We start from the raw sequence: 24,319 nt of genomic DNA on the forward strand, positions 1-24,319 counted from the left end.
CCGCATCGCCCGCGGCTTCCGCAACCGCGACAACTACCGGCTACGCATGCTGCTCATCGCCGGCGGCCTGACCAGCCCCCACCTCAAGTAAGAAGAGCCCCATAACCGGTAACAGCTACTTCGGCAGGAAGTTTCGCAGCTTCTCAGCGCGGCGGATCCCGAGGGACTGCTGGCTGCCGGCGCACCGGGTGACGTCCACAGCTCGAAGGTGGACGCGTTGACATGCCTCGCCGTGCGAGGTGAAGTCAGCGAGGCGGAGGGCCTGGAAGTGTGGGCCCGAGCCTTCGGCCTCGGCAGCGGGCTGACAAAGCAGGCGGCGATGACGTCCTCAACCGACCGCTTGATCGACCTTCGCGCGACTCATCCTTCGGCGAAGGCGTCTCCACGGGTGTCCCCTAGTTTGGCTGCCTGCCCCAACCCGCTGCCTTAATGCGGTGGCTCGACTTCGAAGGCGAAGTGGACAACGTCATCAAAGTCAAAGCCGCCAGCGGCGGAGCTGTACACGTCGCGCCGATACGGCAAGGCGTTGCGAAGCCATATTGCGACGGTGATATCAGGGGAGACTTGGTCGGCTTCCACTGTCCACTTGTGCGTTGTCCGGTTGGGTCCCACCTGAAAAGTGGGCGGTACGCCTAAGGATATGTAGACACCGCGCGTGACGGAGATGGCCCACTCCAAATCTCGCCCCCTTGGGTCCCAGCCGTCGCAGGTAATCTCGATCGTCTCTCCGATGCGGACAATTGGGGGACGCACGCCTGCCGCGGAATACCGCGCCCCCGGTACGCCAGGCCCTGCAGGCCCCTGTGACGCTTCTATCCGCGCATAGAATTGCGGACCGTCCTGGGCCTGCTGCCATATTGATACTTCGTTGCGGATCATCCCTGCGATGCCGGAGATCAAGTCGCGCTCGAACGGAAGGAGGGGTCTGTGGTGGGCCACGCGGCGACGGTAGACGTTCAAGGCATTGAAGGATGCCTTTATGCGATCGCGGTTCCGGAAGACCGGAGCGAACCGACTCCACTCATTCAGAACCAGCCGCGTGAGTACCGGCGTATCCACGTAGGACAGTAGATCGTCCGCCGGCACTGCGGCGGGGCGTTCCCGAGGTTCTTCATCTCGGCGATATTCGGCGGTTGACTTCTCTTTGGGCGAAAGTCCCTCAAGCCATCGAGGCACCCAGAATCTGCCGGACAATACTCCGAAGCGCTACCTCTGCTGTCTCTACGGCTTCGGCGGGGTCCACGGGTTCGACAGTACCGTCCCCGAGATCTCGGAATGGGGAAGGCTCGGCAGTCAGAGATACTCCTTGACGTTGCCTCCCGACAGCCAGCGGGCGGTGCCGCGCCATTCCGCAGCTTGGACGCGGACGCTCATCGAGGACACCTCCCACCGCGCTGGCCGCCCCGTCGGCATCATGGCTTTCGTGACCACAGCCGCACCGCCCGCCCGCGTGTGGCGTGTCAGCAGGTCCGGGCGCGTCGCCGGCTCGCTGATGGCCGTCTTGGCGGCGCTCGGGGCATCGGTGCAGTGGGTACACGCGCTGATCCGCTGGTCCGGAACGTCCGCCTTGGGAGCAGTGGCGTACACAGCGGCTGCTGCACTGCTCACTCTCATCACCTGGTGGGTGTTGTGGCGTCCCAGGCTGGAGGTGACCGAGGAGGAGGTCATCGTGGTTAACCCGTGGGGATCACTGCGGGTACCGCGCGCTCAAGTGGTGGGCGTGACGCCAGGCCTGAACGGAGCCCGCCTCCGCCTACATGAGGGTGAGTCGGTGCTGACTTGGGCATTGGGTGACGCCCTTAACCCTTGGTCCCACCCTCGGGAACGCGCGAAGGAAGTGGCTGAAATCGTCCGCACGGCGCCGCGGTAGAAGCGGGAGCCGCTGCAAGTGGCCCTGAGCGGCCCACTCAGGGACAGCGGCGCTCCCGCCTAGCTGGCCGTCTGCCCGACCGCCGAGCACCCACACCTTCGCCCACACGCAAACGCGGTCGCACCGAATGCCGGACTCGAACCGGCTCGCTCGCTATGCGAGTTACTCGCGCCACCGAGGCGGCGCGGGCGCCTTCGTTCCCATAGGCCCTTGACGATGCGACCGCCGGACAAGCGTAAATGGCCGCACGGTCCCAGAGCTGGCTGGTGGCCTTGAGCGGCCCACTTCGGGACATCCTCAGGTGGGCGGTCATCAGACCTTCAGGCATGCAGGCGCAAATTCAGGTGCTGGTGACGCAGCTCGCCGCGAAGTCCCGTCGTCGACCTCACGGGTGATGACGGGGACCTTCGGCGTCAGCGGACCGGTCAAAGACCTACGGCACTTGCCCCGAACTCGGCCTGCGCCCGCGTGTACCCGTCGAACGACACCAGCTGGTTGACCAGGCCGCTGCGCGAGAACCCCATGACGTCGAGGTACTGCTGCGCCGACCGCGCGGCCTGCGCGTTCCAGTCGACGCCCAGGGAGTCCACGGCCGCCGCGGCATCGCCCTGCGAGTAGCCGTCGAACGACACCAGCTGGCGGACCAGCCCGTCCCGCGAGAAGCCCAGCACGTTGAGGTACTGGCGGGCCGACCGGGCGGCCTGCTCCTGTGCGACCGACACCGCCGGCCCAGGAGCCGGAGCCGGAGCCGGCGACGGGGTGCGACTCGGCGCCGGGGCAGGAGCCGGGGTGGGGGCGGGAGCCGGGGCGGACGGCGGGGGCGGCGGCGTGGAGCTCGCCGCGGCCTCCGCCGCCTCGGCGGCGGCCTCCGCTGCGGCTGCCTGCTCCTCTGCCTCGTCCGCTCGCTCCTCAGCGGTCGCCAGCTGCTCCCGGAGCTCGCGGACCTCGGATCGAGCCGCCGCCGTGACGTCACCGTCGTCGGCGCCGTCCCCGCCGCCGGCTGCGATGCCGATCCCGATCCCGACCACCAGGGCGGCGGTGGGGACGGCCCACCGGAGCCATGGTCGCTGCCTCCGCGGCGCGCTCGGACCCGGCTGTGGCGGCGGTGCTGGCGTGGTCATCGGATCCCCCGAGCGTGGTGGTGACGAGTGATGGGGGCCGTGTCGAAACTGGTCCGCGTCGGCGGCCAGTCGAGGCGGCGCGCCTCTACTAGCGCGCTCCCTCGCCTGCGTCGCCAATTGAGGAGGCAGTCCTGCCCGGCTGGAGGCTCACTGCGACGGAACAGGAGACGGCTCGGGGCTGAACGGCGCGGCTGGTGCAACTGCGTCAGCACTGACCGTCTCAGTCGGCCGCGGGGAGGTGGCGATGTGCAGGGCCAGTCCAAATACGGCCAGCACGGCCAGCGCAGGCAGTCGCTCGTCGGTCACGGAGTCGTTCTGCTGCTGGGCAATGACCGTCAGGAGGTCCTTCTGCACCCATCCATTGACGACTTGCTGCTGCGGAGCGCCTTGCGTGCGGGCCTCATTCAGTTCGTACTCGGCCAATGCGCTCGTGATGTCAGATGACCGATCGCTCGACTCCTCAGGCGCCATCGCGAACCACACGACGACGGCGGCGAGGGCGAGCACGGTGGCGCCGATACGACGAACGAGGGGCACAGTCGCTCCTTGAGGACGGGGCGGCACTCGACGCCCGATGCGTTACTCTTTCGTTCCGGTTATCGGCAGACCCGCCGCAGTCTCGCGTCGAGCTCGCACCTCCTTGACAGCCCACTCAGGACGCAGGCCGGCGAGGTCATTTCTTCAGCCAGGGCGGAGTCTGGGGCGGCGACTTCGACGTCAGGTGCCATTGTCTCCGGCACCGGGGGCAGAGGTAGGCGCCTGTAGGTGCCTTGCGACCGCGCTCAAGACTCCGTCTCCGGACCGCCGCAAGTGCACAAAGAGCAGCAGCACGGGACGAGTAGCACTTCTTCTGACAAGCCGACATAGCGGTGCATCTCTCGATGCGGGGTGCTCGACCGGCTCGCATCCGGTCCGGCACCGCGGCGCCATCCTGATGGCGGGCGGCCATGTCACTCCCGACGGAGCGCTTGAGCGGATCCTAGTTCGGCGTCTGCGCAATTGTCCCTTAGGCCGCCTTCAGGGACACCTCCGAGGCGCGTCCGCACGCAGGCTCCACCCGACGATCGCCGAGTCGCGACGCGCGAGACGGTGCCCAGCCGACGCGCTGGAGGTCCTCAAGATCACGAGGGGTCACACCTTATGCATCGTCGGCAGCCGCAATTCGTCGTGACGAGTAACTGGAGGGTCGTCAGGACTCTCAACGGCATGGGCACCAGCGGCACGGCGGACTACCGGAGACGACGCGCAGAAGCCGAGCGTCGGCGGCGCCAGAAGGCGGAGTGCGCGCAGCGCCAGCCTGAGCGATCGGACGCCGGTGAGAGCAAGCAGCGGTCCCCAGGACGGCGGGAAGCAGCCACTACCTGCGCTTGGTGCGGCGGACCGATCACCCCGCGCAGCCGCGGGCCGATCCCGAAGTGGTGCTCGGCCACGTGCCGGCAGCGCGCCTGGGAGCAGACTCGAGCCGCCGCGTCAGGCCACTCCGCCGTGCAGGTGGTCGAGCGGCGCGTCGAAGTCCCTGTGCTTGTCCCCGCCACTCCGACACGTCGCGACTGGACCTCCCTGCTCGCCGAGCTGGCCCGCCAGATAGACGACGGCCGCATGTACGACCGAGACCTGCTCGAGCTGTCTGATGTGCTGAGCGCCGTCCTCGAGGCATACCGCCGCCGCCCCTTCGTGCGCAACGGATCCATCGAGCACCAGCGCCAGGCGCGCGCCCGGAAGCAAGCCCGCAGAGGCCGGTCTGGCTGAGCAATGACGGCGTTGCCGGAACTGCAGGTCAACTGGAGAAGCGGCCACACGCTGGACCTGAGCTGGTTTCGGTTGACCGGCGTTGGACGCCGTCATCACCGACTCCTCCCGCGCTGGCCAACATCGGAGGATCCACATGCCGCACACCGACGAGTCCCTGTCCGGGAACGACCTCATCACGCTCGCGGAGACAGCGGCCTACCTGCGGACTCCGGTCGCCACCCTGCGCTACTGGCGTCACCTCGGCATCGGACCGGCCGGCTTCCGGCTCGGTCGGCGGGTCTTCTACCGGCGCGGCGACGTCGACCGCTGGCTCACCGAACGGCAGGACGCCGAGACCAGCTGAGGCCAGCCCTCCCCGTCCACAGGCCGCGGCCCGTCCACAGATCGCCGCCGCAGCCACCGAACGAGCCCATGCCGCGCTATGCCCGATGGTCCGGCCCCGGAGCCGGATCCTCGAGGACGAAGGCAGCGCGCATGGCCAGCATCTCCAGACTGCCCAACGGCAAGTACCGGCCGCGCTACCGGGACGAGCACGGCAAGGAGCACGCCCGGCACTTCGACCGGAAGGTCGACGCCCAGCGCTGGCTCGACGAGGTCACCGCCGCGGTGGTCACGGGCGCCTACGTAGATCCGGGCGCCGGCGGGCAGTCCTTCGCCGAGTTCTACGCCGAGTGGTCGGCCCGCCAGATCTGGGCGCCCGGTACCGAGGCGGCGATGGGCCTGGCGGCCCGGTCGACGACGTTCGCCGACGTCCGGATGCGCGCGCTGCGGCGCTCGCACATCGAGCAGTGGGTCAAGGCCATGGTCACCCGCGGGCTTGCCCCGGGCACCGTGCACACCCGGGCCAACAACGTCCGCGCCGTCCTCCGCGGCGCCGTCGCCGACCGCGTCATCCCCCGCGACCCCAGCGAGGGGGTCACCCTCCCCCGCCGCCGCCGCGCGGCCGCCGCCATGACCCTGCCCACGCCGGCCCAGGTCGGCACGCTCCTCCAGTCCGCCGACGACTCGTTCCGCACCTTCGTCGGGCTGTGCGCCTTCGCCGGCCTGCGGCTCGGTGAGGCGGCCGCTGTCCGCGTCAGCGACATCGACTTCCTCCGCCGCACGCTCACCGTCGCCCGCCAGGTGCAGCGCACCACCGGCGGCGGCATCGACATCCGCGCCCCCAAATACGGCAGCGAGCGGCAGGTCTACCTCGCCCCGTCGCTGGTCGACCTGCTCGCCCAGCACGTCGCCGCGTACTGCCCGGAGGGGTACTGGATCTTCACTGGAGAAACCGGTGAACCGCCGCACCAGAACTCGATCGGCTACCGCTGGCGCACCACGCTGAAGTCAGCGGGTCTCGCCGGCGTGAAATTGCACGACCTCCGGCACTTCTACGCCTCAGGGCTGATCGCCTCTGGCTGCGACGTCGTCACCGTCCAGCGGGCCCTCGGGCACGCCACGGCGACCACGACGCTAAACACTTACAGCCACCTCTGGCCCACCGCAGAGGACCGGACGAGGCGTGCCGCGGAGCAACTGTTTGCGGACAGTTGCGGCTTCTCTGCAGACTCGGCGACCGCTACAAGCCGCTGACTTGGGGGATGCTCGAGTCAGGCGTTGGTGCACACAAGCTAGACGCCAGCTTGAGCTGCACCTTTGCTGCTGGCCAGCGTTGCAGATGACAGGCGTTTCCGTTCCGCCTGCGGCATCTATTAGGGACTGCCGGCGTACTGAGCTACTTCTACGCGTTCCTGACCGGTCGAGGAGGCCGACGCCGCGCCTTACACCGAACGCCAAAGGTCTAGGGAGCATGATGCCCGCATGCACGACGCGCGAATAGAGCAGATCGACGCCCAATTCGCGCGCCACTGGTGGAGGGCCCTCATGGCCAACGCGGTCGCCCTGGTCAAAGATGCCGCACTGCTCGCGTCTCATGACAGCCCCGGGCGCGCTCAGTCGCTCGTGGTTCTTTCCATGGAGGAACTAGCAAAGGCCCGCTGGCTATACCAGGCCGCTGAGCAGCAATGGACCGCACCGCTGGGGCTCTACGGCCAGGCACCCAAAGAGCCCGGACCGGTGGAAGTCCCTGAAGGACTACGTTCCACGCGGCGACCGCACGCGCAGAAACTACAAGTGGCTGAACAGTTCGCGTCAGGCCTGGCGGGCTTCTGGGACCCGGCTCGTCGAATCGAGTATTACGTGCTTGCCGACCTACCGACATTCGAAGAAGCCGCGAGACAGCTGAATCTAAATAAGCAGGCAGGCTTTTATGTCGACCGTTCGGGCGATTCGATCACATCGCCATTGCACGTTCCGGACGCTGGCGTGGCTGACGAGATCCGCAGAGCCGCGAAGGTCATACAGATGCATTTGATCGAGGATCACACCCGTCAGCAGGACTGCCCCGACCCCAGTCGGATCGACTCAGCCGAGGAGCTTCATTGGGCCGTGATGCCGTACTCGGATCCCGAACTGTTCCATGACTTCATCCGGCGAAATGGTGGCGCAGACTAAGCGGCTACCAGCGGGGGACACGAAGTAGCAAGCCGCCTACTCGACTCTCCGACGAGGGGCAACATCGCTTGATCAGGGTGGTCAAACCTTGGGCTTCCATGGCGACGATCTCGGCTACCTGCCGGTGGGAAGGTCCGCCGCGATCTGCGAGGCTGGTCGGTAGTCGCCCGGGGTCGGTGAGACCACCGCGCCGACCGGCAGCTCGAGTCGGGCATGCATCGGGCGATGGTTCCGGCCGTGGTGCAGCCAACCTGAAACGTCGGCAGTCTGCGGCAGCGACCGCAGGCCGGGCTCGAGGAAGCTAAGCGTCCAGCTGAATGGTGCGAGCGCAGCCTCGCTGAACACGATGCAGCCATCCCGATCTACCCGGCACACCGGACCGGATAGGCGCGCTCGTGCGCCAAGCACGACTGTCAGTCCAAGCCGCAGCGTCGACGGCAGTGGAGTGCCGGGTTGCTGCACGACGTTGATCAGCTCTGGATAGCGAAGCAGTAGCCGGTCATGAACGGCGACGTCCATCAAGGTCACCAACCCCGCACGGGCCACGTCGCCCAGCGCCCACCCGCCCAAATCCAGCTCTAGCCCGCCCACAGCGCGCCCCAGAGCGACGAATGCGGCATTCACCTGTTGGCGCAAGGCAACCGCCAGACGGCCGTATTCGGGGACATAGTGCTGTCCAACAAACTCATTGCAAGGCTTGCACAGGACATACCCACCAACCCCGCGCTGCGCCGAGATCCAGCCAGTCTTTGGGAACTTCAGTGGTTCGTCGGAGATTAGCAGCGGCAGGCTCGGCGAACTGCGTGCACGACGATTGTTGCCCGCCGAGCCGGGTGGGATGTGTTCGAAGGTCAGCGTCGCAGTGGTGCCACAAATCCGACAAAATCCGACGTGCCGGCCAGGGGGAACGAACGCTTGCGGCCTGTCAATGCCTTCCAGCAGCTCGGCGAGCAAGCCAACGGCAACCGTGTAGTCCGTCGGGAGGACGGGCGGCAAGTTGTCGCCGACCCGCACGAGCATCTGGATCGACGGCGCGTCGTTGTTCGTTCTGCCTGACACGTCCTGAGGTGGGTTTGCGGCTTGGTCTACACGTTCGTCGTCCGCCCGGCCCTCGTCATCGCCTCGCACGTGATGTCCCTACCGCCGTCGGCGTCCCGCGTATTGGTGGATCGTGCCAGTCTTCCGGTCGCGCGGAAACGCTGTTGTCACACGCAGTTGGCGGGAAGTCGCCGCGTGGGGCCTTGGCGGACCGCCGTTGCCTGCCGAAGGTTGAGTGGAACTGAGTCTTGGCGCACTGCGGAACTAGTTCGCCTTCGGCGTTCTCGCCCCAGGCTGCGCCGTGATGACGGCTTAGCGCCCTCGGGCATGCCACGGCCACCACGACGCTGAACACATACAGTCACCTCTGGCCCACCGCGGAGGACCGGACGAGGCGTGCCGCGGAGCAACTCTTTGCGGACAGTTGCGGACAGTTGCGGACTCTGTGCGGACTCGGAGACCCCTACGAGCCTCTGACCTGCAGAAATGCGCCCAGTCAGACGTTGAAGCGGAACTCCACGACATCGCCGTCGGCCATCACGTAGTCCTTGCCCTCGATGCGGACCCACCCCTTGGCCTTGGCCTCGGTCATCGAGCCGGCCTCCATCAGCTGGTCGAAGGAGACGACCTCGGCCTTGATGAAGCCGCGCTGGAAGTCGGTGTGGATGACGCCGGCGGCCTGGGGCGCGGTGGCGCCGACCGGGATGGTCCAGGCGCGGGCCTCCTTGGGCCCGGCGGTCAGGTAGGTCTGCAGGCCGAGCGTGCGGAAGCCGACCTTCGCCAGCTGGTCCAGGCCCGGCTCGCTCTGCCCGATCGACTCCAGCAGCTCGGCGGCCTCCTCGGCGGGCAGCTCGGCGAGCTCGGCCTCGGTCTTCGCGTCGAGCAGGATCGCCTCGGCCGGCGCCACGAGCTCCCGCAGCTCGGTGATCAGCGACTCGTTAGCCAGCTCGTCGGCGTCGACGTTGAACACGTAGAGGAACGGCTTGGTCGTCAGCAGCGACAGCTCGCGCAGCGGCTCGGTGTCCACTCCCGCGGCGAACAGCGTCTGCCCGGTGTTGAGCACCTCCGACGCGGCGACGGCGGCCTCGTGCAGCTTGGCCCGCTCCTTGTCCTTGCGGGCCTCCTTCTCCAGCCGCGGGATCGCCTTCTCCAGCGTCTGCAGGTCGGCCAGCACGAGCTCGGTGTTGATCGTCTCGATGTCGTCGGCGGGTGAGACCTTGCCCTCGACGTGCACGACGTCGGGGTCGGTGAACACCCGGATCACCTGGCAGATCGCGTCGCTCTCGCGGATGTTGGCCAGGAACTTGTTGCCCAGCCCCTGCCCCTCGCTGGCGCCGCGCACGATGCCGGCGATGTCGACGAAGGACACCGTGGCAGGGATGACCTTCTGCGAGGAGAACAGCTCCGCCAGCCGCCCCAGCCGGGGGTCGGGCACGCCCACCACGCCGACGTTGGGCTCGATCGTGGCGAAGGGGTAGTTCGCCGCCAGGACGTCGTTCTTGGTCAGCGCGTTGAAGAGCGTGGACTTGCCGACGTTGGGCAGACCGACGATCCCGATGGTGAGACTCACGGGCAGCCAGCCTACGTGGGCGACCGCTCGGCCCGTGGCCTCCACGGAGCCGACGGCGTCCGCCATCGCGAACGCCCGCCGGCCCAGGCGGATGGCACAGCCTGGAGCCGGCAGGGCGTTCCCGGGTGGCGGCGCCGGATCAGGCGGCCAGCGCCGCCTCGATGTCGGCCTCGATCTGCGCCGGCTGCACCGTCGGCTCGTAGCGGCGGACGACCTCGCCGTCCCTGCCGACCAGGAACTTGGTGAAGTTCCACTTCACCTCGTCGGTGCCGATCGCCTCCGGCCGCATCTTCGCGATGTGGTCGTACAGGCCCGGCGCGGTCTCGGCCGAGAAGTCACCGGGGTCGGCCGCGCGCAGGTAGGACCACAACGGGTGGGCGTCCTCGCCGTTGACGTCGACCTTGGCGAAGACCGGGAAGGTCACGCCGTACTGGGTCGAGCAGAACTCCTGGATCTCCTCGTTCGTGCCCGGCTCCTGGCCCATGAACTGGTTGGACGGGAAGCCGAGCACCTCCAGGCCCCGGTCCCGGTAGCGCGTGTACAGCTGCTGCAGACCCTCGTACTGCGGCGTCAGCCCGCACTTGCTGGCGGTGTTGACGACCAGCAGGACCTTTCCCGCGTAGTCGCTGAGGCGCTGGGTGCTGCCGTCGGCGGCGTCGACGGTGAAGTCGTGGGTCTTCATGCGCTGGTCCTCTCGCTGGAGTCGGCTGCAACCGCAAGCCCTACCAGATCCCCGCGTGTTCCTCCCGTTCAGGCGAGTTCCGTGGTCATCCGCACGCGGGTCAGCTCCTCGCCGTCCACGGCCACGGTCTCCACCTCGTCCTCCCGCCAGCCGCGCCGGGCGAACACCGGCGCGGCCCGCCAGGACGCGTGGGTGACCAGCGACCGGATCCCGGCAGCCCGCGCCACGGCCTCGATCTCGGCCAGCAGTGCCCGGGCCACGCCGCGCCCGCCCGCCGCCGGCGCGACGAACAACTGGTCCACCTCCCCCGGGACCAGCCCGTCCACCGCCTCCACCGCCAGCGAGGCGAACCCGGCGACCTCCCCGCCGGCCTCGGCGACGAGGACGACCGTCACCTCGATGTACCGGGCGTGCGCCGCCTCGGTCCGCCGGCGGGCCCACACCGCCCGCTGCGCGGGCGTGTAGTGCCCGGCCGCGGACTGCTCGATCGCCGCCCGGCTCACCGCGGCCAGCACCGCCGCGTCGGCCGGCCGCGCCCGGCGGACGACGACGCTCACCCGCCCGGCCGCGGCAGCAGCCCGCGCTCCACCGCGACCATGACCGCGCGGGTCCGGTCGTCGACCCCGAGCTTGGCGAACAGCCGCAGCAGGTGGGTCTTCACGGTCGCCTCGCCGATGAACAGCTCCCGGCCGATCTCGGCGTTGGTCAGCCCGCGCGCCACCCCGGCCAGCACCTCCAGCTCGCGCGCCGTCGGCTCCTCCACCGCGGGTGCGCGCAGCCGCGACACCAGCCGGGCGGCGACCGGCGGCGCCAGCACCGTCTCCCCGCGGGCGGCGGCGCGGACGGCGTCGGCCAGCTGCGGCAGCGGCGCGTCCTTGAGCAGGTAGCCGGTGGCACCGGCGGCCACCGCGCGGGTGATGTCGGCGTCGGTGTCGTAGGTGGTCAGCACCAGCACCCGGACGGCCGGGTGCGCCGCGGCCAGCCGCTCGATCGCGGTGACGCCGTCCATCCGCGGCATCCGCAGGTCCATGAGGACGACGTCCGGCGCCAGCTCCGCCACGCGGGCCAGGGCCTCGAGCCCGTCGCCGGCCTCCCCCACCACCGTGAGGTCGGGCTGCGCGTCCAGCCAGCCGACCAGCCCGCCGCGCACCACCGGGTGGTCGTCGGCCACGAGCACCCGGATCACGAGCCCGGCACCCGGACGGTCACCCGCGTCCCCTCCCCCGGCGCCGACGCGACGTCCACCTCGCCGCCCACCTGCTCCACCCGCCCGCGCAGGCCCTCCAGCCCCGCGCCGGTGACCGCGGTGGAGTCGAAGCCCACGCCGTCGTCCTCGACGTGCACCGACACCTGCCCGCCGATCCGGGCCACCCGGACCACCACGGCGCTGGCGCCGGCGTGCCGGCGCACGTTGGTCAGCGCCTCCTGCGCCCCGCGCAGCAGCACGACCTCTTCGTCCCGGCGCAGGGCGAGGCCCTCGCCGAGCGCGGCGGTGTCGACCCGCACCGCCAGGCCGGTCTCCCGCGCGAAGCGCCCGGCCAGCCGCTCCAGCGCCTCCACCAGCGTCGACCCGTCCAGCGCCACCGGCCGGAACGCGGCGACCACGGCCCGCGCCTCGGCCAGGTTGTCGCGGGCGACCTCCTCGATGAGCCGCAGCCGGTCGCGGGCGGTGGCCGGGTCCGTCCCGACCTGCGCGGCGGCGCTCTGCGCGAGGACGACGATGCTCGTGTAGCCCTGCGCGAGGGTGTCGTGCACCTCGCGGGCCAGCCGCTCGCGCTCCTCCACCACCCCGCGCTCCCGCTCGGCGGTGGCCAGCTCCGACCGCGTCCGCTCCAGCGACTCGATGAGCTCGGCCCGCTCGGCGCTCTGCTGCAGCACCCGGCTCACCCACAGGCCCAGCGCGAGGCTGAACAGCAGCCCGATCGCCGTCTCCCGCACCGCCTCTCCCGTCGCGCGGCCCGACGTCCCCGCCACCACCGGGCCCACCGCGCTGGAGACGGCGAGCAGGATCGTCCAGACCACCCCGACCCGCGTGCCCTGCACGGCGAACCAGACCTGCGGGTAGGCGAGGAAGAGCAGGAAGAGCAGCGAGGGCGCCAGCCAGCCCAGGAAGCCGAACGCGGTCACCAGCACGGTCAGGTAGACCAGGCTGCGCACCGGCCGGCCGCCGCCGATCGCCGGCCCGCCGGCGAGCGCGTACGCCACGCCGAGGACCGCCAGCACGGCCAGCGCCGGACCCCGGGCGCCGTCGTCGACCGCGTCGCCGGCCAGGGTCGCCAGCACGGCCAGCCCCCACAGCAGGGCCGAGATGACGTGCATCCCCACGACGGTCACCTGCCACCCGCGGGCGGACAGCGGCTCGCCGCCGCCGACCTCCCGCGGGGGGAGGACGGCGGCGGCGAGCCGGCGCGTCCAGGTCATGCGGGGCGCCGCCAGCGGAAGGTCCGGGCGCACAGCACGGCTCCGATGATCACCCATGCGGCCAGCACCGCGGCAGTGGCGCCGTGCTCCCAGCTGCCGGCCGGCTCGACCGCCGCGGCGCCGTCGGGCAGGAACACGGACCGCATGCCCTGCACCATCCACTTCAGCGGCAGCAGCGAGGCCACCTGCTGCATCCAGCCCGGCAGCTCGGAGTAGACGAAGAAGACGCCGGAGAAGAACTGGAGGACGACGGCGGAGGCGGTGATGCCGTTGCCGATGGCGCGGGAGCTGCCCCCGAGCGCGGAGACCGCGATGCCGAGGACGGTGCCGGCCGTCGCACCCAGGACGACGACCCAGCCGAAGGTGACCCAGCGCCCGGCGTCGGTGGGCAGGGAGACGTCGAAGACCGTCGCGGCCACGGTGAGCAGCACGGCCAGCTGCGCCGCCGTGGTGACGAGCACCTGGCCCGCCTTGCCGGCGAAGTAGCCGACGGCCGGGGTGCCCAGGGTCTGCAACCGGGCGAGGTCACCGCGCTCGCGCTCCTCGGCGATGCCCATGCCGACGGCCTGGAAGCTGGTCAGCATGATGCCGGTGGCGGCGATGCCGGCGAAGAAGTACTGCGGGAACGGGACGCCGCTGGGGGTGTCCTGGTCGGCGAAGACCGAGGCGAAGATCAGCAGCATCACCACCGGGTAGGCGAAGGAGAACAGCACCTGCGCGGGGTCGCGCAGGAACAGCCGCAGCTCCAGGCGGGTGCGCGCCAGGCCGATCGCGGTGGCCGACGGCGGGGCGGGCCGGGCGCTGGTCGGGGCGGCCGACGGGGTGGTCGTCGGGGTGGTCATCGGGGGTCTCCCTCGGGGGTCGCGGCGGGGGTCGCGGCGGGGGTCGCAGCGGGGGTCTCGGCGGGGGTCCCGGCCGGGGTCTCGGCCGCGCCGGCGCCGACGAGCTGCAGGTAGACGTCCTCCAGTCCGGGGCGAGTGACGGTCAGGCCGGGCACCTCGCCGGCCGGGTGCGCGGCCAGCAGGTCGCGCAGGACGGCGGCGGGCTCGGGCGTCCGCACCTCGCGGACCGCGTCGCCCTCCCGCCAGCGGACCGTCGCGGTCCGGCGCAGCGCCGCGCCGAGCTCGGCCGGGGGCGCGACCTCGACCAGCCGGCCACCGGCCAGCACCCCGACGCGGTCGGCGAGGTGGGCGGCCTCGTCGAGGTAGTGGGTGGTCAGCAGCACCGTCGTCCCCGCGTCGCGCATGCCCTCGACCAGCGCCCAGAACTGCCGGCGGGCCACCGGGTCCATCCCGGTGGTGGGCTCGTCGAGGAACACCAGCTCGGGCCGGCCCTGGACCCCCAGCGCCACCTCCAGCCTCCGGCGCTGGCCGCCGGAGAGCCGATCGACGCGGCGGCCCGCGGCCTCGGTGAGGCCCACGGCGTCCAGCAGCTCGGCGGTGTCGCGCGGCAGACCGTGGTAGCCCGCGAAGTGGTCGAGGGTCTCGCGCACCGTCAGCGCGTTGCCGGCGCCGGTGGTCTGCCCGACGACGCCGACCCGGTCGCGCCAGGCGCGGCCGGCGGTGGCCGGGTCCTCCCCCAGCACCGCCACCTCTCCGGCGTCCCGGCGGCGCACCCCCTCGAGGACCTCCACCGTGGTCGTCTTGCCCGCGCCGTTGGGCCCCAGCAGGGCGAAGCACTCCCCGCGGTGCACGTCGAGGTCCAGGCCGTCGACCACCGTGCGGCCGCCGTAGCGCTTGACCAGGCCGCGCACCCGCACGGCCGGCTCTCCTCCGGGATGCGCCCGGTCCGCGGGGCGGGGCGCCGTCTGCGTCGTCGTCATGACCACGAGCCTGTCCGGCCGCGGCAGCCGGGGGGACCGCCGAGCCACCGATCCGCCGTCCACCGGTCGGTGGACGGCGGGGGTCCGCCGGCCGGGCGCCCCCTGTTCGGTCGAGCCGTCGAGGAGCGGGCCCCCATCCACCTGTGCGAGGCTCGATCGCGCACCACCTTCTACCGCACAACTGGGGGTCGTCCGTTGTCTGCTGGTACGCGTCGCGTCGGGATCGCCGTCGTCGGGCTGGGAGGGGCGGTCGCCACGACGGCCGTGGCGGGGCTGGAGCTGCTCCGCCAGGGCGCCACCGAACCCGACGGTCTGCCGTTGGCCGGGCTGGACCTCGACGGGGTGCCCGTCGTCGAGGCCACCGGGATGGCCGACTACGCCGACCTGGTCGTGGCCGGCTGGGACCTGGACGGCTCGGACCTGTACAAGGCCGCCGAGCAGCACGCCGTCCTCGACCACCGGCAGCTGGGCCTGGTGGAGCCGGCGCTGTCGCGGGTCACGCCGTGGCCGGCGGCCGGCGACGCCGACTTCTGCCGCAACGTCAGCGGGGGCAACGTGCTGCTGGCCGAGACGCGGCGCGCGCAGGCCGACGCCGTGCGCGCCGACCTCGCCCGGTTCCGCGCCGAGCAGTCCCTCGACGGCCTGGTGCTGGTCAACCTCGCCTCCACCGAGCGCTGGCCCGACCCGGCGGCGCCCGCGCTGCAGAGCGCCGCCGCCTTCGAGGCCGGGCTGGACGCCGACGACCGGTCGATCACCCCGGCCATGGTCTACGCCTACGCCGCGATCACCGAGGGCGTCGGCTACGTGAACTTCACGCCCTCGCTGGCCGCCGACGTCCCCGCGCTCGTGCAGCTGGCCGAGCAGCGCGGCGTGCCGCTCGCCGGCAAGGACGGCAAGACCGGCCAGACGATGATGAAGACGGTGCTCGCGCCGGCCTTCCGCAGCCGGGCGCTGACCGTCGAGGGCTGGTACTCGACCAACATCCTGGGCAACCGCGACGGCCTGGCCCTCGACGACCCGGACTCGCTGAACAGCAAGCTGCAGACCAAGGGCAGCGTGCTGGACTCGATCCTCGGCTACCCGGTCGAGGACCACGTGGTGCGGATCGACTACTACCGGCCGCGCGGCGACCAGAAGGAGGCCTGGGACGCGATCGACCTGGTCGGGTTCCTCGGCCAGCGCATGCAGGTCAAGGTCGACTTCCAGTGCCGCGACTCGATCCTGGCCGCCCCGCTCGCCCTCGAGCTGGCCCGGCTGACCGACCTCGCGCAGCAACGCGGCGAGGGCGGCGTGCAGGAGCAGCTGGGGTAGTTCTTCAAGGCCCCGATGACCCCTGCCGGCGTGGCCGCGGAGCACGCCCTGCACCGGCAGGAGCAGGTGCTGCTCGACTGGCTCGGCGCCGGCGCCCGGTGACCGCCGGGCTGGCCGCGCTCGGCCGGCTGCGGCCGCTGCTGGCCGAGATCGGCGACGCCAAGCGGGTGCGGGTGGCCGCCGCCCCCGGCTCCCTGGCCGAGCAGGCCTTCTCCCGTGCCTGGGGCCGGCTGACCGCCGGCGAGGACGCCGCCGCGGTCGCGCTGTCCGAGACCGCCGCGGCGGTCGCTCGTGCCCGTCTCGCCGGCATCGACGGGGAGGTGCTGCGGACCGCCGGGCTCGACGACCGCGAGGTGCTCGCGGTGCTGCGCCGGTCCTTCGACGAGGTCTCCGGGCCGCTGGACGACGTCCTGCGCGAGCGGCTGCGCGAGGCGCTGCCCACCACGCTGCCCACCCCCGGGGCGCCGGGGCTGGCCGCAGCGCTCAACCGCCAGCCCCGCGCCGGGGCCACCGCGCCCGGCCGGGCCCGCGTGATCGTGGAACCGCCGGAGAGCCACGGCGACCACTGCCTGACCGTGGCCGTCTACGGGGTGCTGGTCGCTCCGGTCGTCGGCGCCGACCCGGTCGTGCCGTTCCTGGTCGGGCTGGCGCACCACCTGCACAACGTCGTCCTGCCCGACGCGGGCTTCGCCGGCGAGGTGCTGCTCGGCGGCGCGCTGCCCCGGGTGCTGGAGACGCTGGAGGCCGCGCAGCTGGACACCCTGCCCGCGCCGCTGGCCGGGCGGCTGCGCTCGGTGCTGGGCCTGCGCGCCGACGCCGCCGCACCGGAGTCGCAGGCCTTCCACGCCGCCGACGTCCTCGACCGGGTGCTGCAGGTGCACCACCACGCCTGCGCGGCGGCGTTCACCGCGGAGCAGGCCCTCGACGACCTCGAGCTGGTGCACGCCGGGCCGGTGCAGTCGTTCCACCTCGACGTGCTGGCGGCGGCCGGGCTGTGACGCGGTGACCCGCACGGCGCTCGACGTGCCCGTCGTCGACGGCATCCCCTTCGCCCGCGCCGGCCGCGACGACCTGCGCGCCGAGGTGACCGGCCTGCTGGCGCACGGGGAGCTCGACCGGGCCCGCGTGCTGCTGCTCGCCGACGCCGACGACTGGTGGACCGAGCCGGCCCCGCCGCCGGAGCAGCTGGCCCGGGTGCCGGCCGCGCGCACGCTGCGCGAGGCGATGGCGCTGCTCGGGATGGGGCGGGTGGCCGACTACTTCGCCCACCGGTGGTCCGATCCCACGCACCTGGCCGGGCTGGCGCTGCTGCAGGCGCACTGGCCCGGCGGGGCCCCGGTGGTCGACGTCGCCTGCGGGATCGGCGCGCACCTGCGCGAGCTGGCCCGCCGCGGTGTGGCCGACCTGCTCGGCGTCGACGTCGTGTGGGCGAAGCTCTGGCTGGCCCGCCGGTTCGTCTGCCCGTCGGCCCGCTACGTGTGCGCCGACCTCACCGCGGCTCCCCCGTTCGCCGTCGGCGGGCCGGCCTACGTGATGTGCCACGACGCCTTCTACTTCCTGCGCGACAAGCCGGCGGCGGCCGCGGCGATACACGCGCTGGCGGGGCCGGGCGGCACCGTCGTCGTCGGGCACGCCCACGTGGCCGACCCGCACGGCGCGCCGCTGACACCGGAGGGCTACGCCGCGGTGCTGGGCGCGGGCCTGCTCTACGACGACGCGGAGCTCACCGCCGCCCTGCTGGCCGGCCGCCCACCGCGGCCGGCGCCCGCCGCCGACCTGCACGCCAGCGAGGCCGTCGCGCTGGTGGCCGGGGCCGTGCCCGGCCCGGCGCGCGCGGACCTCGGCGAACCCCTGCCCCCGCTGCGCCCCAACCCGCTCTACCGGGACGGCGTCCTCACCTGGCCCAGCGAGCGCTACGCCGCCGAGTACGGGCCGCGGTCGGCGTACCTGCCGCCGCGCTGGCCCGACCCGCTGCCCGCCGACGCCGCCCGGCGGCGCCTGCTCGTCGACCTGCCGGAGGCCTGGTGACCCCGCGCGGAGGCTCGGTGACCCCGCGCGGAGGCTCGGCGACCCCGCCGAGATCTGCACACTCGTCGCCATCAGGGCCTGATGGCGACGAGTGTGCAGATCTCGTCGAGGGAGACGGGGTCGGAACCGTCGGCTGGGGGATCGCCGGGTGCGGGTGGGTCGCGCGCGACCACGCGCTGCCGGCGCTGCTGGCCGCTCCGGGCGCCCGCGTCGTCGCCCTCCACGACCGCGATCCGGCCGCCCTCGCGCGGGTGCCCCCGACCGGCGCCGCGGCGACCCCCGACCTGGGCGCCTTCCTCGCCACCCCCGGCCTGGACGCCGTCTACGTCGCGGTGCCGAACGCCGCCCACCGCGCGGTGGTCGAGTCGGTGGCGGCGGCCGGGAAGGCGGTGCTGTGCGAGAAGCCGCTGGCCGCCGACGTCGCCGACGCCGAGGCCCTCGTCGCCGCGGCCGGCCGCGCCGGCGTGCTGCTGGGCACCGCGTTCGACCAGCGCTGGCACCCGGCGCACGTGCGGCTGCGCGAGCTGCTGCCCGAGCTCGGCACGGTCACCGCCGTCCGGGTCGTCTACTGCTGCTGGCTGCCCGCCGACTGGACGCCGGACGGGCGCCCGCACGACAACTGGCGGGTCGACCCGGCCCGGGCCGGTGGCGGCGCGGCGATCGACCTCGCCCCGCACGGCCTGGACCTGGCCGGGGTGCTGCTCGGCGAGGACGTCGTCGAGCTGACCGCCACCCTGCAGTCCCGGGTGCACGGCTACGGGGTGGACGACGGCGCCCTGCTCGCCGGGCGCACCGCCGGCGGCGTCCTCGTCGACCTGCACGTCGCCTACAACACCCCCGACGTGCTCCCCCGCCGCCGGCTGGAGGTGGTCGGCACGCGGGGGCTGGCGGTCGCCGTCGACACGATGGGCCAGGCCGCCGGGGGCACGCTCACGCTGTACCGGCCCGACCCCGTCGACGTCCCGTTCGGCGGCGAGACCCCCTTCGCCGCCCAGTTCGCCGCGTTCGGCGCCGCGGTGGCCGGCCACGCCGCGTGGCCCCACCCGGCGGCCCGCGACCTGGCGCTGCACCGGCTGCTGGTCGAGGCCCTCCGCCGTGCATCCGCCGACCCCATCCCGGAGAGGACGCCGTGACCGCGACCAACCCCTACCGCGGCCTGCTGCCCGACCTGCCCGCCTACGCCTGCACCAACTGCGGGCACTGGCAGCGCTGGCCGGCGCCGGGCCCGCTGACCTGCCCGGTGTGCGCCGACGTGCGCAACGCCCTGCCCCAGCACGGGTTCGAGTTCGTGACCGAGAAACAGGCCGGGGAGCTGGTCACCGGGCACTGGCGGCCGGCCCCGGTGGACGGCGTCACCGCGTTCGGCACCTCGCCGCGGTTCGGGCTCGACAGCGTCGGCTGGGTGATCGAGACCGACGCCGGCCTGGTCGGCTTCGAGTGCGCGCCCTTCTACACCGACGGCATGCTCGCCGAGCTGCGCCGGATGGCCGCGGAGAAGGGCGGCTTCGACGTCCTGGGCGCCAGCCACGTGCACGGCTACGGCGCGCTGTGGCAGCTGCAGCGGGAGCTGGAGCCGCGGGTGGTGTGCGTCGGCGTCCGGGACCTGGAGTGGACCAAGGCCTTCCGGGTCACCTGGCCCGCCGACGACGTGCTCGAGCTGGCCCCGGACCTGACGCTGCACCGCACCGGCGGGCACTTCCCCGGCCACTCGGTGCTGCACGACCGCCGCCGCGGCGTCCTCTTCTGCGGGGACTCCCTCAAGGTGGACCTCGACGCCGACGGCGCCCCGGTCGCGCTGAGCGCGCACAAGGCCTTCCACGCGCAGATCCCGCTCTCCCACGGCGAGCTGCGCGACTACCTGGCGGTGATCGGCGCGCTGGAGTTCGGCACGGTCGCGACGCCGTTCGAGATGGTCCCCGGAATCACCACCGACCACGTCGTCCACCTGGTGCAGCGGCTGCTGGCCGCGCCGCCGGACGCCTCCCCCGTCGCGCTGGCCGAGCTGTGACGGCAACCGTGGCGACGCCGTCGCAGCGCTACCGGGACTCGTTCCCGGTCCCGGTCGAGGAGTTCGCGATCGAGGGGCTGGACGTGCTCGACGTGCCGCTGCACAGCGCCGTCCTCCCGACCACGCCCGGGCACCCCGGCGGCAGCGGGCTGGGCTACGGCGCCACCCGCGAGGAGGCCCGCACCGGCGCGCTCGGCGAGATGGCGGAGATGGCGCTGTCGGTCCGGGCGCACGAGCACGTGCGGCGGACGGAGGCCTCCTACGCCGAGCTGGTCCGCCGGGAGGGCGCCGATCGGGTGGCCGACCCGCGCACGCTGTGCCTGGAGGCCGGCAGCGACTACGACGACGACCGGCCGCTGCAGTGGCTGCCGATGACCCGGTTGCGCGACGGCGAGCGGGTGCTCGTGCCCGCCGAGCTGGTCGCCTCCGCGCCGCAGGACCTGCCCGGGGCCGCGCCTCCGGGCGGCTGGCTCACCACGGTGATCACCAACGGGCAGGGCGCGGCGTTCGACGCCGACCGCGCGGTCACCCACGCGCTGCTCGAGGTGCTGCAGCGCGACGGCAACGCGACCGCCTTCCGCGCCATGGACCGCGGCATCGTGCTCGACCTGTCCGGCCTGCGCGACCCCGACGCGCTCGCGCTGCTCGACCGGCTCGACGCCGCCGGCATCGACGTCATGGTGAAGCTGGCGAGCACGGCGTTCGGCGTCGTGGACGTGTACGCGGTCGGCTGCTCGCGCAACGGCTCGGAGCCGGTGCCGGTCATGGCCACCGCGTGCGGGGAGGCCGCGCACCCCGACCGCGACACCGCCGTCCGCAAGGCGCTGCACGAGTTCGCCTCCGCGCGCAGCCGCAAGGCGTTCATGCACGGGCCGTACGAGGCGGTCCTGCCCGCGACGCCGCCGGGCTACCTGGACTCGTGGCGCACGGGACACCCGCCCGAGCGGCTGGTGGAGGAGGACCGCGCGCTGGAGGCGATGCTGGCGTGGACCCGGAGGGGCACCGCCGCGCTGACCGACCTCCTGCGCGGCACCGTGCTCGCCTCCCGGCAGACCGCGCGGCTGGCCGACCTGCCGCGCTACGACGGGGACGACCTGCACGGGCACGTGACCGGGGCGGTGCAGGACGCCGGCTTCGACGTGCTGGTCGACCTGCAGCCCTCGGCCGGCGAGGCGGTCGCGGCGAAGGTGCTGGTGCCCGGCCTGGAGGTGGAGACGATGTCCTACGGCCGGATCGGCGAGCGCGGCGTGCGCCGGCTGCTCGACCGGGGCGAGCCGCTCGTCTCCGTCGGCGCCGATCCCGGCGGCTGGGCCCGGGTGCACCTGACCGCCGCGGCGCAGGAACGGCTGGGCGGGCCGGCCTGGTTCGACCGCGCCGGTGCCGACCGGCGGGTGGGCGCGCTGTACCCGCTGTACCGGGAGCCGGGACGGCACGCGGTCGCGGAGGTCCTGGCGCGATGAGCCTCCGGTACGCCTACAACACCAACGGGCTGACCTCGCACCGGCTGTCCGACGCGCTGCCGTTCCTGGCCGACTGCGGCTACGCGGGGGTGGCGCTGACCCTCGACGTCGTCCACCTCGACCCGTTCGCGCCGGACGCCTTCGCGCAGGCCGAGCGGGTGCGGGCACGCTGCGACGAGCTGGGCCTGGGCGTGGTCGTGGAGACCGGCGCGCGGTACCTGCTCGAGCCGCGGGTCAAGCACGAGCCGACCCTGGTCACCGCCTCGGCGGAGGGCCGGGAGCGCCGGCTGGCCTACCTGGAGCTGGCCTGCGACCTCGCCGAGGTGCTCGGCGCGGAGGCCGTGAGCTTCTGGGCGGGGGTGCCGAAGCCGGGGGTCGACCGGGGCGAGGCGTGGGGCTGGGTGGTGGACGGCGTGCGCGCGCTGGTCGACAGCTCCGGCGGCCGGGGCTTCGCGCTCGCCGTCGAGCCCGAGCCGGGGATGCTGGTCGAGGACTGCGACGACTGGGCGCGGCTGGCCGCCGAGGTCCCCGGCATCACGCTGGCGCTGGACACCGGCCACTGCGTCGTCTCCGGCGCCTACGAGCCGCAGGAGGCGGTGGCGGCCTTCGCGCCGCACCTGGGCACCGTCGCCGTCGAGGGCATGCGCCGCGGCGTGCACGACCACCTGCCGCTGGACGAGGGGGACGTCGACCTGCCCGCGGTGCTGCGGGCGCTGCGGGAGGCCGCCTTCGACCGGCTGGTCACCCTCGAACTCTCCCGCGACGGGCACCGCGCGCACGAGATGGTGCCGCGGGCGATGGCGACGCTGCGTTCCGCCGAGGAGGCGACGTGAGGATCTGCTTCGTCAGCCGGCGCTACTGGCCGGCGGTCAGCGGGATGAGCGTGTACGCGGAGAACCTGCTGCGCGAGCTCGTCGCGCTCGGCCACGAGGTGACGCTGGTCGGCCAGTACCGGGACGACGAGGCGGGCACCCGCGTCTACGGCGGCGGCCCGCCCCCGCCCGAGCGGGTGCCCGCCGGCGTCGAGGTGGTGGCGCTGCCCAGCCGCGGCGAGACCGTCGTCCCCGCCGACTGGGAGGGCGACATCGCCGAGATCGTGCGCACCGTCGTCGGGCTGCACGAGCGGCGCCCGTTCGACGTGCTGCACGCCCAGTACGGGTACCCGCCCGGCCTGGCCGTGCTCGAGGCCGCGCGCCGCACCGGGCTGCCGAGCGTGGTGAGCATCCAGGGCGGCGACGGGCACTGGGTGGGCGCCTGCTGCACCACGCACGCCGAGGCGATGCGCGCCGTCGTCGACCGGTCGGGGGCGGTGCTCATCGGCAGCGCCAGCTTCCGCGACGAGGTGGTCGCCAACCTGGGCAGCGACCCGGCGCGCTTCCGGATCGTCCCCGGCGCCACCGACACCCGCCGGTTCACCCCGGCCGAGCGGCCGCTCGGGACCCTGCAGGACCCGCCGGTGCTGCTCTTCCACGGCCGGGTCGATCGCCGCAAGGGCGTGCTCGACCTGCTGGAGGCGCTGCCCGACGGCGTCCGCCTGGTCGTCTCCGGCATCGGCCCGGACCTCGACGAGGCGAGGGCACGTGCCGACGACCGGACGACGTTCCTGGGCTACGTGCCCCCCGACGAGGCGCCGGCGGTCTACCGGAGCGCCGACGTCTTCGTCAGCCCGACCTACAGCGAGGGCTTCAGCAACACCCTGCTCGAGGCGATGGCCAGCGGGCTGCCCACGGTGAGCACGGACAGCGTCGGGGTCGTGGACTGCCTGCGGCACGAGGAGAACGGGCTGCTGCACGAGCCGGGCGACGTGGCCGGCCTGCGCGAGGCGCTGGACCGGCTGCTCGGCGACGCGGCGCTGCGGGCGCGGCTGGCGACGACGGCGCTGGAGGAGGTGCGCCGGCTGTACTCCTGGCCGGTGCTGGCCCGGTCGGTCGACGCCGTCTACACCGAGCTGGCCGGCACCGCACCGGACCTCGACTGGTCGATGCCCTCCGGGGTCGACCTCTCCTGCCGGTTCCGGTCGGCGGCGCACCTCCTCTGATGCGGGTCCTGGCGGTCAGCCCGCACCTGGACGACGCCGCGTTCTCCGCCGGCGGCACGCTCGCCGCGCTGGCCGGCGCCGGGCACGAGGTCACGGTGGTCACCTGCTTCACCGCGACCGTGCCCGATCCCACCGGCTTCGCGCTGGCCTGCCAGCTGGACAAGGGCCTGCCCGTCGACGCCGACTACATGGCGCTGCGCCGGGCCGAGGACGCCGCGGCGACGGCCGTGCTGGGTGCGACGCCGGTGCACCTGCCGCTGCCGGAGGCGCCGCACCGCGGGTACGACAGCGCGCCGGACCTCTTCGCCGGGGTGCACGACGGCGACGACGTGTGGCGCGCCGTCGTCGACGCGCTGCGGGCCCTCGACGCCGACCTCTGGCTGGCTCCGCAGGCCCTGGGCGGGCACGTCGACCACCTGCAGGTGCTGCGCGCGGTCGCCGCCCTCGACCGGCCGACCCTGTGGTGGCGGGACAGCCCGTACGTGCTGCGCGACCCGGCCGCCGTCCCCGGGGCGGGCCTGCCCGGCGGGCTGGCGCCGCTGCGCCTGCCGCAGGACCTCGACCGGCGCGCCGAGGCGTGCGCCTGCTACGCCACCCAGCTCGGCTTCCAGTTCGGCGGGGCGGACGGCATGCGGACGGCGCTGGCGGGCCTGCCCGAGGTCCTCCTCGCCGGCGACCGGGCTCGCGCGCTGCTGGGCTGAC

The 24,319-nt window shown here is 72.9% G+C and carries 25 protein-coding genes; 14 read left to right on the forward strand and 11 right to left on the reverse strand.

All coding sequences use genetic code 11. The features are described from left to right. Positions 1-1,293: 1,293 nt before the first annotated feature. A complete protein-coding gene (locus ACK586_RS21740) occupies positions 1,294-1,668 on the reverse strand; it encodes a hypothetical protein (RefSeq protein WP_409332629.1) in 375 nt (124 codons plus the stop codon). 1 nt (position 1,669) lies between these two features. Between ACK586_RS21740 and ACK586_RS21745 the strand changes: the two genes are divergently transcribed. Further along, complete coding sequence (locus ACK586_RS21745) at positions 1,670-1,870, forward strand: hypothetical protein (protein ID WP_409332628.1); 201 nt, start codon at positions 1,670-1,672, stop codon at positions 1,868-1,870. 425 nt (positions 1,871-2,295) lie between these two features. On the opposite strand, the gene ACK586_RS21750 is transcribed toward ACK586_RS21745, so the two are convergent. Further along, positions 2,296-2,898: an Ltp family lipoprotein gene (locus tag ACK586_RS21750; RefSeq protein ID WP_409332599.1), complete on the reverse strand. Its 603-nt coding sequence runs from the start codon at positions 2,896-2,898 to the stop codon at positions 2,296-2,298. 240 nt (positions 2,899-3,138) lie between these two features. Then, complete coding sequence (locus tag ACK586_RS21755) at positions 3,139-3,528, reverse strand: hypothetical protein (RefSeq protein WP_409332600.1); 390 nt, start codon at positions 3,526-3,528, stop codon at positions 3,139-3,141. Between the two features lie 948 nt (positions 3,529-4,476). Here ACK586_RS21755 and ACK586_RS21760 point away from each other — a divergent pair. From ACK586_RS21760 to ACK586_RS21775, 4 genes are all read left to right on the forward strand, one after another. Beyond that, a complete protein-coding gene (locus ACK586_RS21760) occupies positions 4,477-4,740 on the forward strand; it encodes a hypothetical protein (protein WP_409332601.1) in 264 nt (87 codons plus the stop codon). Positions 4,741-4,876: 136 nt separating this feature from the next. Then, complete coding sequence (locus tag ACK586_RS21765; protein ID WP_409332602.1) at positions 4,877-5,086, forward strand: helix-turn-helix transcriptional regulator; 210 nt, start codon at positions 4,877-4,879, stop codon at positions 5,084-5,086. A gap of 131 nt (positions 5,087-5,217) precedes the next feature. Further along, entirely contained in the window at positions 5,218-6,318 is a 1,101-nt protein-coding gene (locus tag ACK586_RS21770; protein WP_409332603.1) for a tyrosine-type recombinase/integrase, read from the forward strand. Between the two features lie 228 nt (positions 6,319-6,546). Continuing rightward, positions 6,547-7,239 carry an AbiV family abortive infection protein gene (locus ACK586_RS21775; RefSeq protein ID WP_409332604.1) on the forward strand — a complete coding sequence of 231 codons (693 nt, stop codon included), beginning with the start codon at positions 6,547-6,549 and terminating at the stop codon, positions 7,237-7,239. 114 nt (positions 7,240-7,353) lie between these two features. Here ACK586_RS21775 and ACK586_RS21780 read toward each other — a convergent pair whose 3' ends face one another. The 8 genes from ACK586_RS21780 to ACK586_RS21815 all read right to left on the reverse strand — a co-directional run bounded on the left by ACK586_RS21780 (position 7,354) and on the right by ACK586_RS21815 (position 14,772). After that, on the reverse strand, positions 7,354-8,367 hold the full coding sequence (locus ACK586_RS21780; protein WP_409332605.1) for a hypothetical protein: 1,014 nt from the start codon (positions 8,365-8,367) through the stop codon (positions 7,354-7,356). Positions 8,368-8,773: 406 nt separating this feature from the next. Next, positions 8,774-9,847 (reverse strand): redox-regulated ATPase YchF, encoded by a 1,074-nt coding sequence (gene ychF / locus ACK586_RS21785; protein ID WP_409332606.1) that lies wholly within the window; start codon positions 9,845-9,847, stop codon positions 8,774-8,776. A 139-nt stretch (positions 9,848-9,986) separates the two neighbouring features. After that, complete coding sequence (locus ACK586_RS21790) at positions 9,987-10,529, reverse strand: glutathione peroxidase (RefSeq protein WP_409332607.1); 543 nt, start codon at positions 10,527-10,529, stop codon at positions 9,987-9,989. 68 nt (positions 10,530-10,597) lie between these two features. Continuing rightward, positions 10,598-11,086, reverse strand: coding sequence for a GNAT family N-acetyltransferase (locus tag ACK586_RS21795; protein WP_409332608.1), 489 nt, complete (start codon positions 11,084-11,086; stop codon positions 10,598-10,600). Continuing rightward, a complete protein-coding gene (locus ACK586_RS21800) occupies positions 11,083-11,715 on the reverse strand; it encodes a response regulator (protein ID WP_409332609.1) in 633 nt (210 codons plus the stop codon). The genes ACK586_RS21795 and ACK586_RS21800 overlap by 4 nt, the downstream gene beginning before the upstream one ends. Next, positions 11,712-12,950 (reverse strand): sensor histidine kinase, encoded by a 1,239-nt coding sequence (locus tag ACK586_RS21805; protein ID WP_409332610.1) that lies wholly within the window; start codon positions 12,948-12,950, stop codon positions 11,712-11,714. The genes ACK586_RS21800 and ACK586_RS21805 overlap by 4 nt, the downstream gene beginning before the upstream one ends. After that, positions 12,947-13,792 (reverse strand): ABC transporter permease, encoded by an 846-nt coding sequence (locus tag ACK586_RS21810; RefSeq protein ID WP_409332611.1) that lies wholly within the window; start codon positions 13,790-13,792, stop codon positions 12,947-12,949. Before ACK586_RS21810 ends, ACK586_RS21805 begins: the two co-directional genes overlap by 4 nt. Further along, entirely contained in the window at positions 13,789-14,772 is a 984-nt protein-coding gene (locus tag ACK586_RS21815) for an ABC transporter ATP-binding protein (protein ID WP_409332612.1), read from the reverse strand. Before ACK586_RS21815 ends, ACK586_RS21810 begins: the two co-directional genes overlap by 4 nt. A gap of 195 nt (positions 14,773-14,967) precedes the next feature. On the opposite strand from ACK586_RS21815, the gene ACK586_RS21820 reads away from it, so the two are divergent. The 9 genes from ACK586_RS21820 to ACK586_RS21860 all read left to right on the forward strand — a co-directional run bounded on the left by ACK586_RS21820 (position 14,968) and on the right by ACK586_RS21860 (position 24,318). Next, on the forward strand, positions 14,968-16,083 hold the full coding sequence (locus tag ACK586_RS21820; RefSeq protein ID WP_409332613.1) for an inositol-3-phosphate synthase: 1,116 nt from the start codon (positions 14,968-14,970) through the stop codon (positions 16,081-16,083). Between the two features lie 98 nt (positions 16,084-16,181). Beyond that, positions 16,182-17,081: a hypothetical protein gene (locus ACK586_RS21825; protein WP_409332614.1), complete on the forward strand. Its 900-nt coding sequence runs from the start codon at positions 16,182-16,184 to the stop codon at positions 17,079-17,081. 4 nt (positions 17,082-17,085) lie between these two features. Then, complete coding sequence (locus tag ACK586_RS21830) at positions 17,086-18,111, forward strand: class I SAM-dependent methyltransferase (protein ID WP_409332615.1); 1,026 nt, start codon at positions 17,086-17,088, stop codon at positions 18,109-18,111. A 17-nt stretch (positions 18,112-18,128) separates the two neighbouring features. Further along, positions 18,129-19,244: a Gfo/Idh/MocA family protein gene (locus ACK586_RS21835; RefSeq protein WP_409332616.1), complete on the forward strand. Its 1,116-nt coding sequence runs from the start codon at positions 18,129-18,131 to the stop codon at positions 19,242-19,244. Next, a complete protein-coding gene (locus ACK586_RS21840) occupies positions 19,241-20,119 on the forward strand; it encodes an MBL fold metallo-hydrolase (RefSeq protein WP_409332617.1) in 879 nt (292 codons plus the stop codon). The genes ACK586_RS21835 and ACK586_RS21840 overlap by 4 nt, the downstream gene beginning before the upstream one ends. A gap of 8 nt (positions 20,120-20,127) precedes the next feature. Beyond that, the gene (locus ACK586_RS21845) at positions 20,128-21,579 is read left to right on the forward strand and encodes a YcaO-like family protein (RefSeq protein WP_409332618.1); all 1,452 of its coding nucleotides are present in this window, start codon (positions 20,128-20,130) and stop codon (positions 21,577-21,579) included. Continuing rightward, a complete protein-coding gene (locus tag ACK586_RS21850; protein ID WP_409332619.1) occupies positions 21,576-22,412 on the forward strand; it encodes a sugar phosphate isomerase/epimerase family protein in 837 nt (278 codons plus the stop codon). The genes ACK586_RS21845 and ACK586_RS21850 overlap by 4 nt, the downstream gene beginning before the upstream one ends. Then, on the forward strand, positions 22,409-23,617 hold the full coding sequence (locus tag ACK586_RS21855; protein WP_409332620.1) for a glycosyltransferase family 4 protein: 1,209 nt from the start codon (positions 22,409-22,411) through the stop codon (positions 23,615-23,617). Before ACK586_RS21850 ends, ACK586_RS21855 begins: the two co-directional genes overlap by 4 nt. Beyond that, positions 23,617-24,318 carry a PIG-L deacetylase family protein gene (locus ACK586_RS21860; RefSeq protein ID WP_409332621.1) on the forward strand — a complete coding sequence of 234 codons (702 nt, stop codon included), beginning with the start codon at positions 23,617-23,619 and terminating at the stop codon, positions 24,316-24,318. The genes ACK586_RS21855 and ACK586_RS21860 overlap by 1 nt, the downstream gene beginning before the upstream one ends. Position 24,319 lies beyond the last annotated feature (1 nt).

The organism is Trujillonella humicola, from assembly GCF_046233715.1.
Lineage (GTDB): Bacteria > Actinomycetota > Actinomycetes > Mycobacteriales > Geodermatophilaceae > Trujillonella > Trujillonella humicola.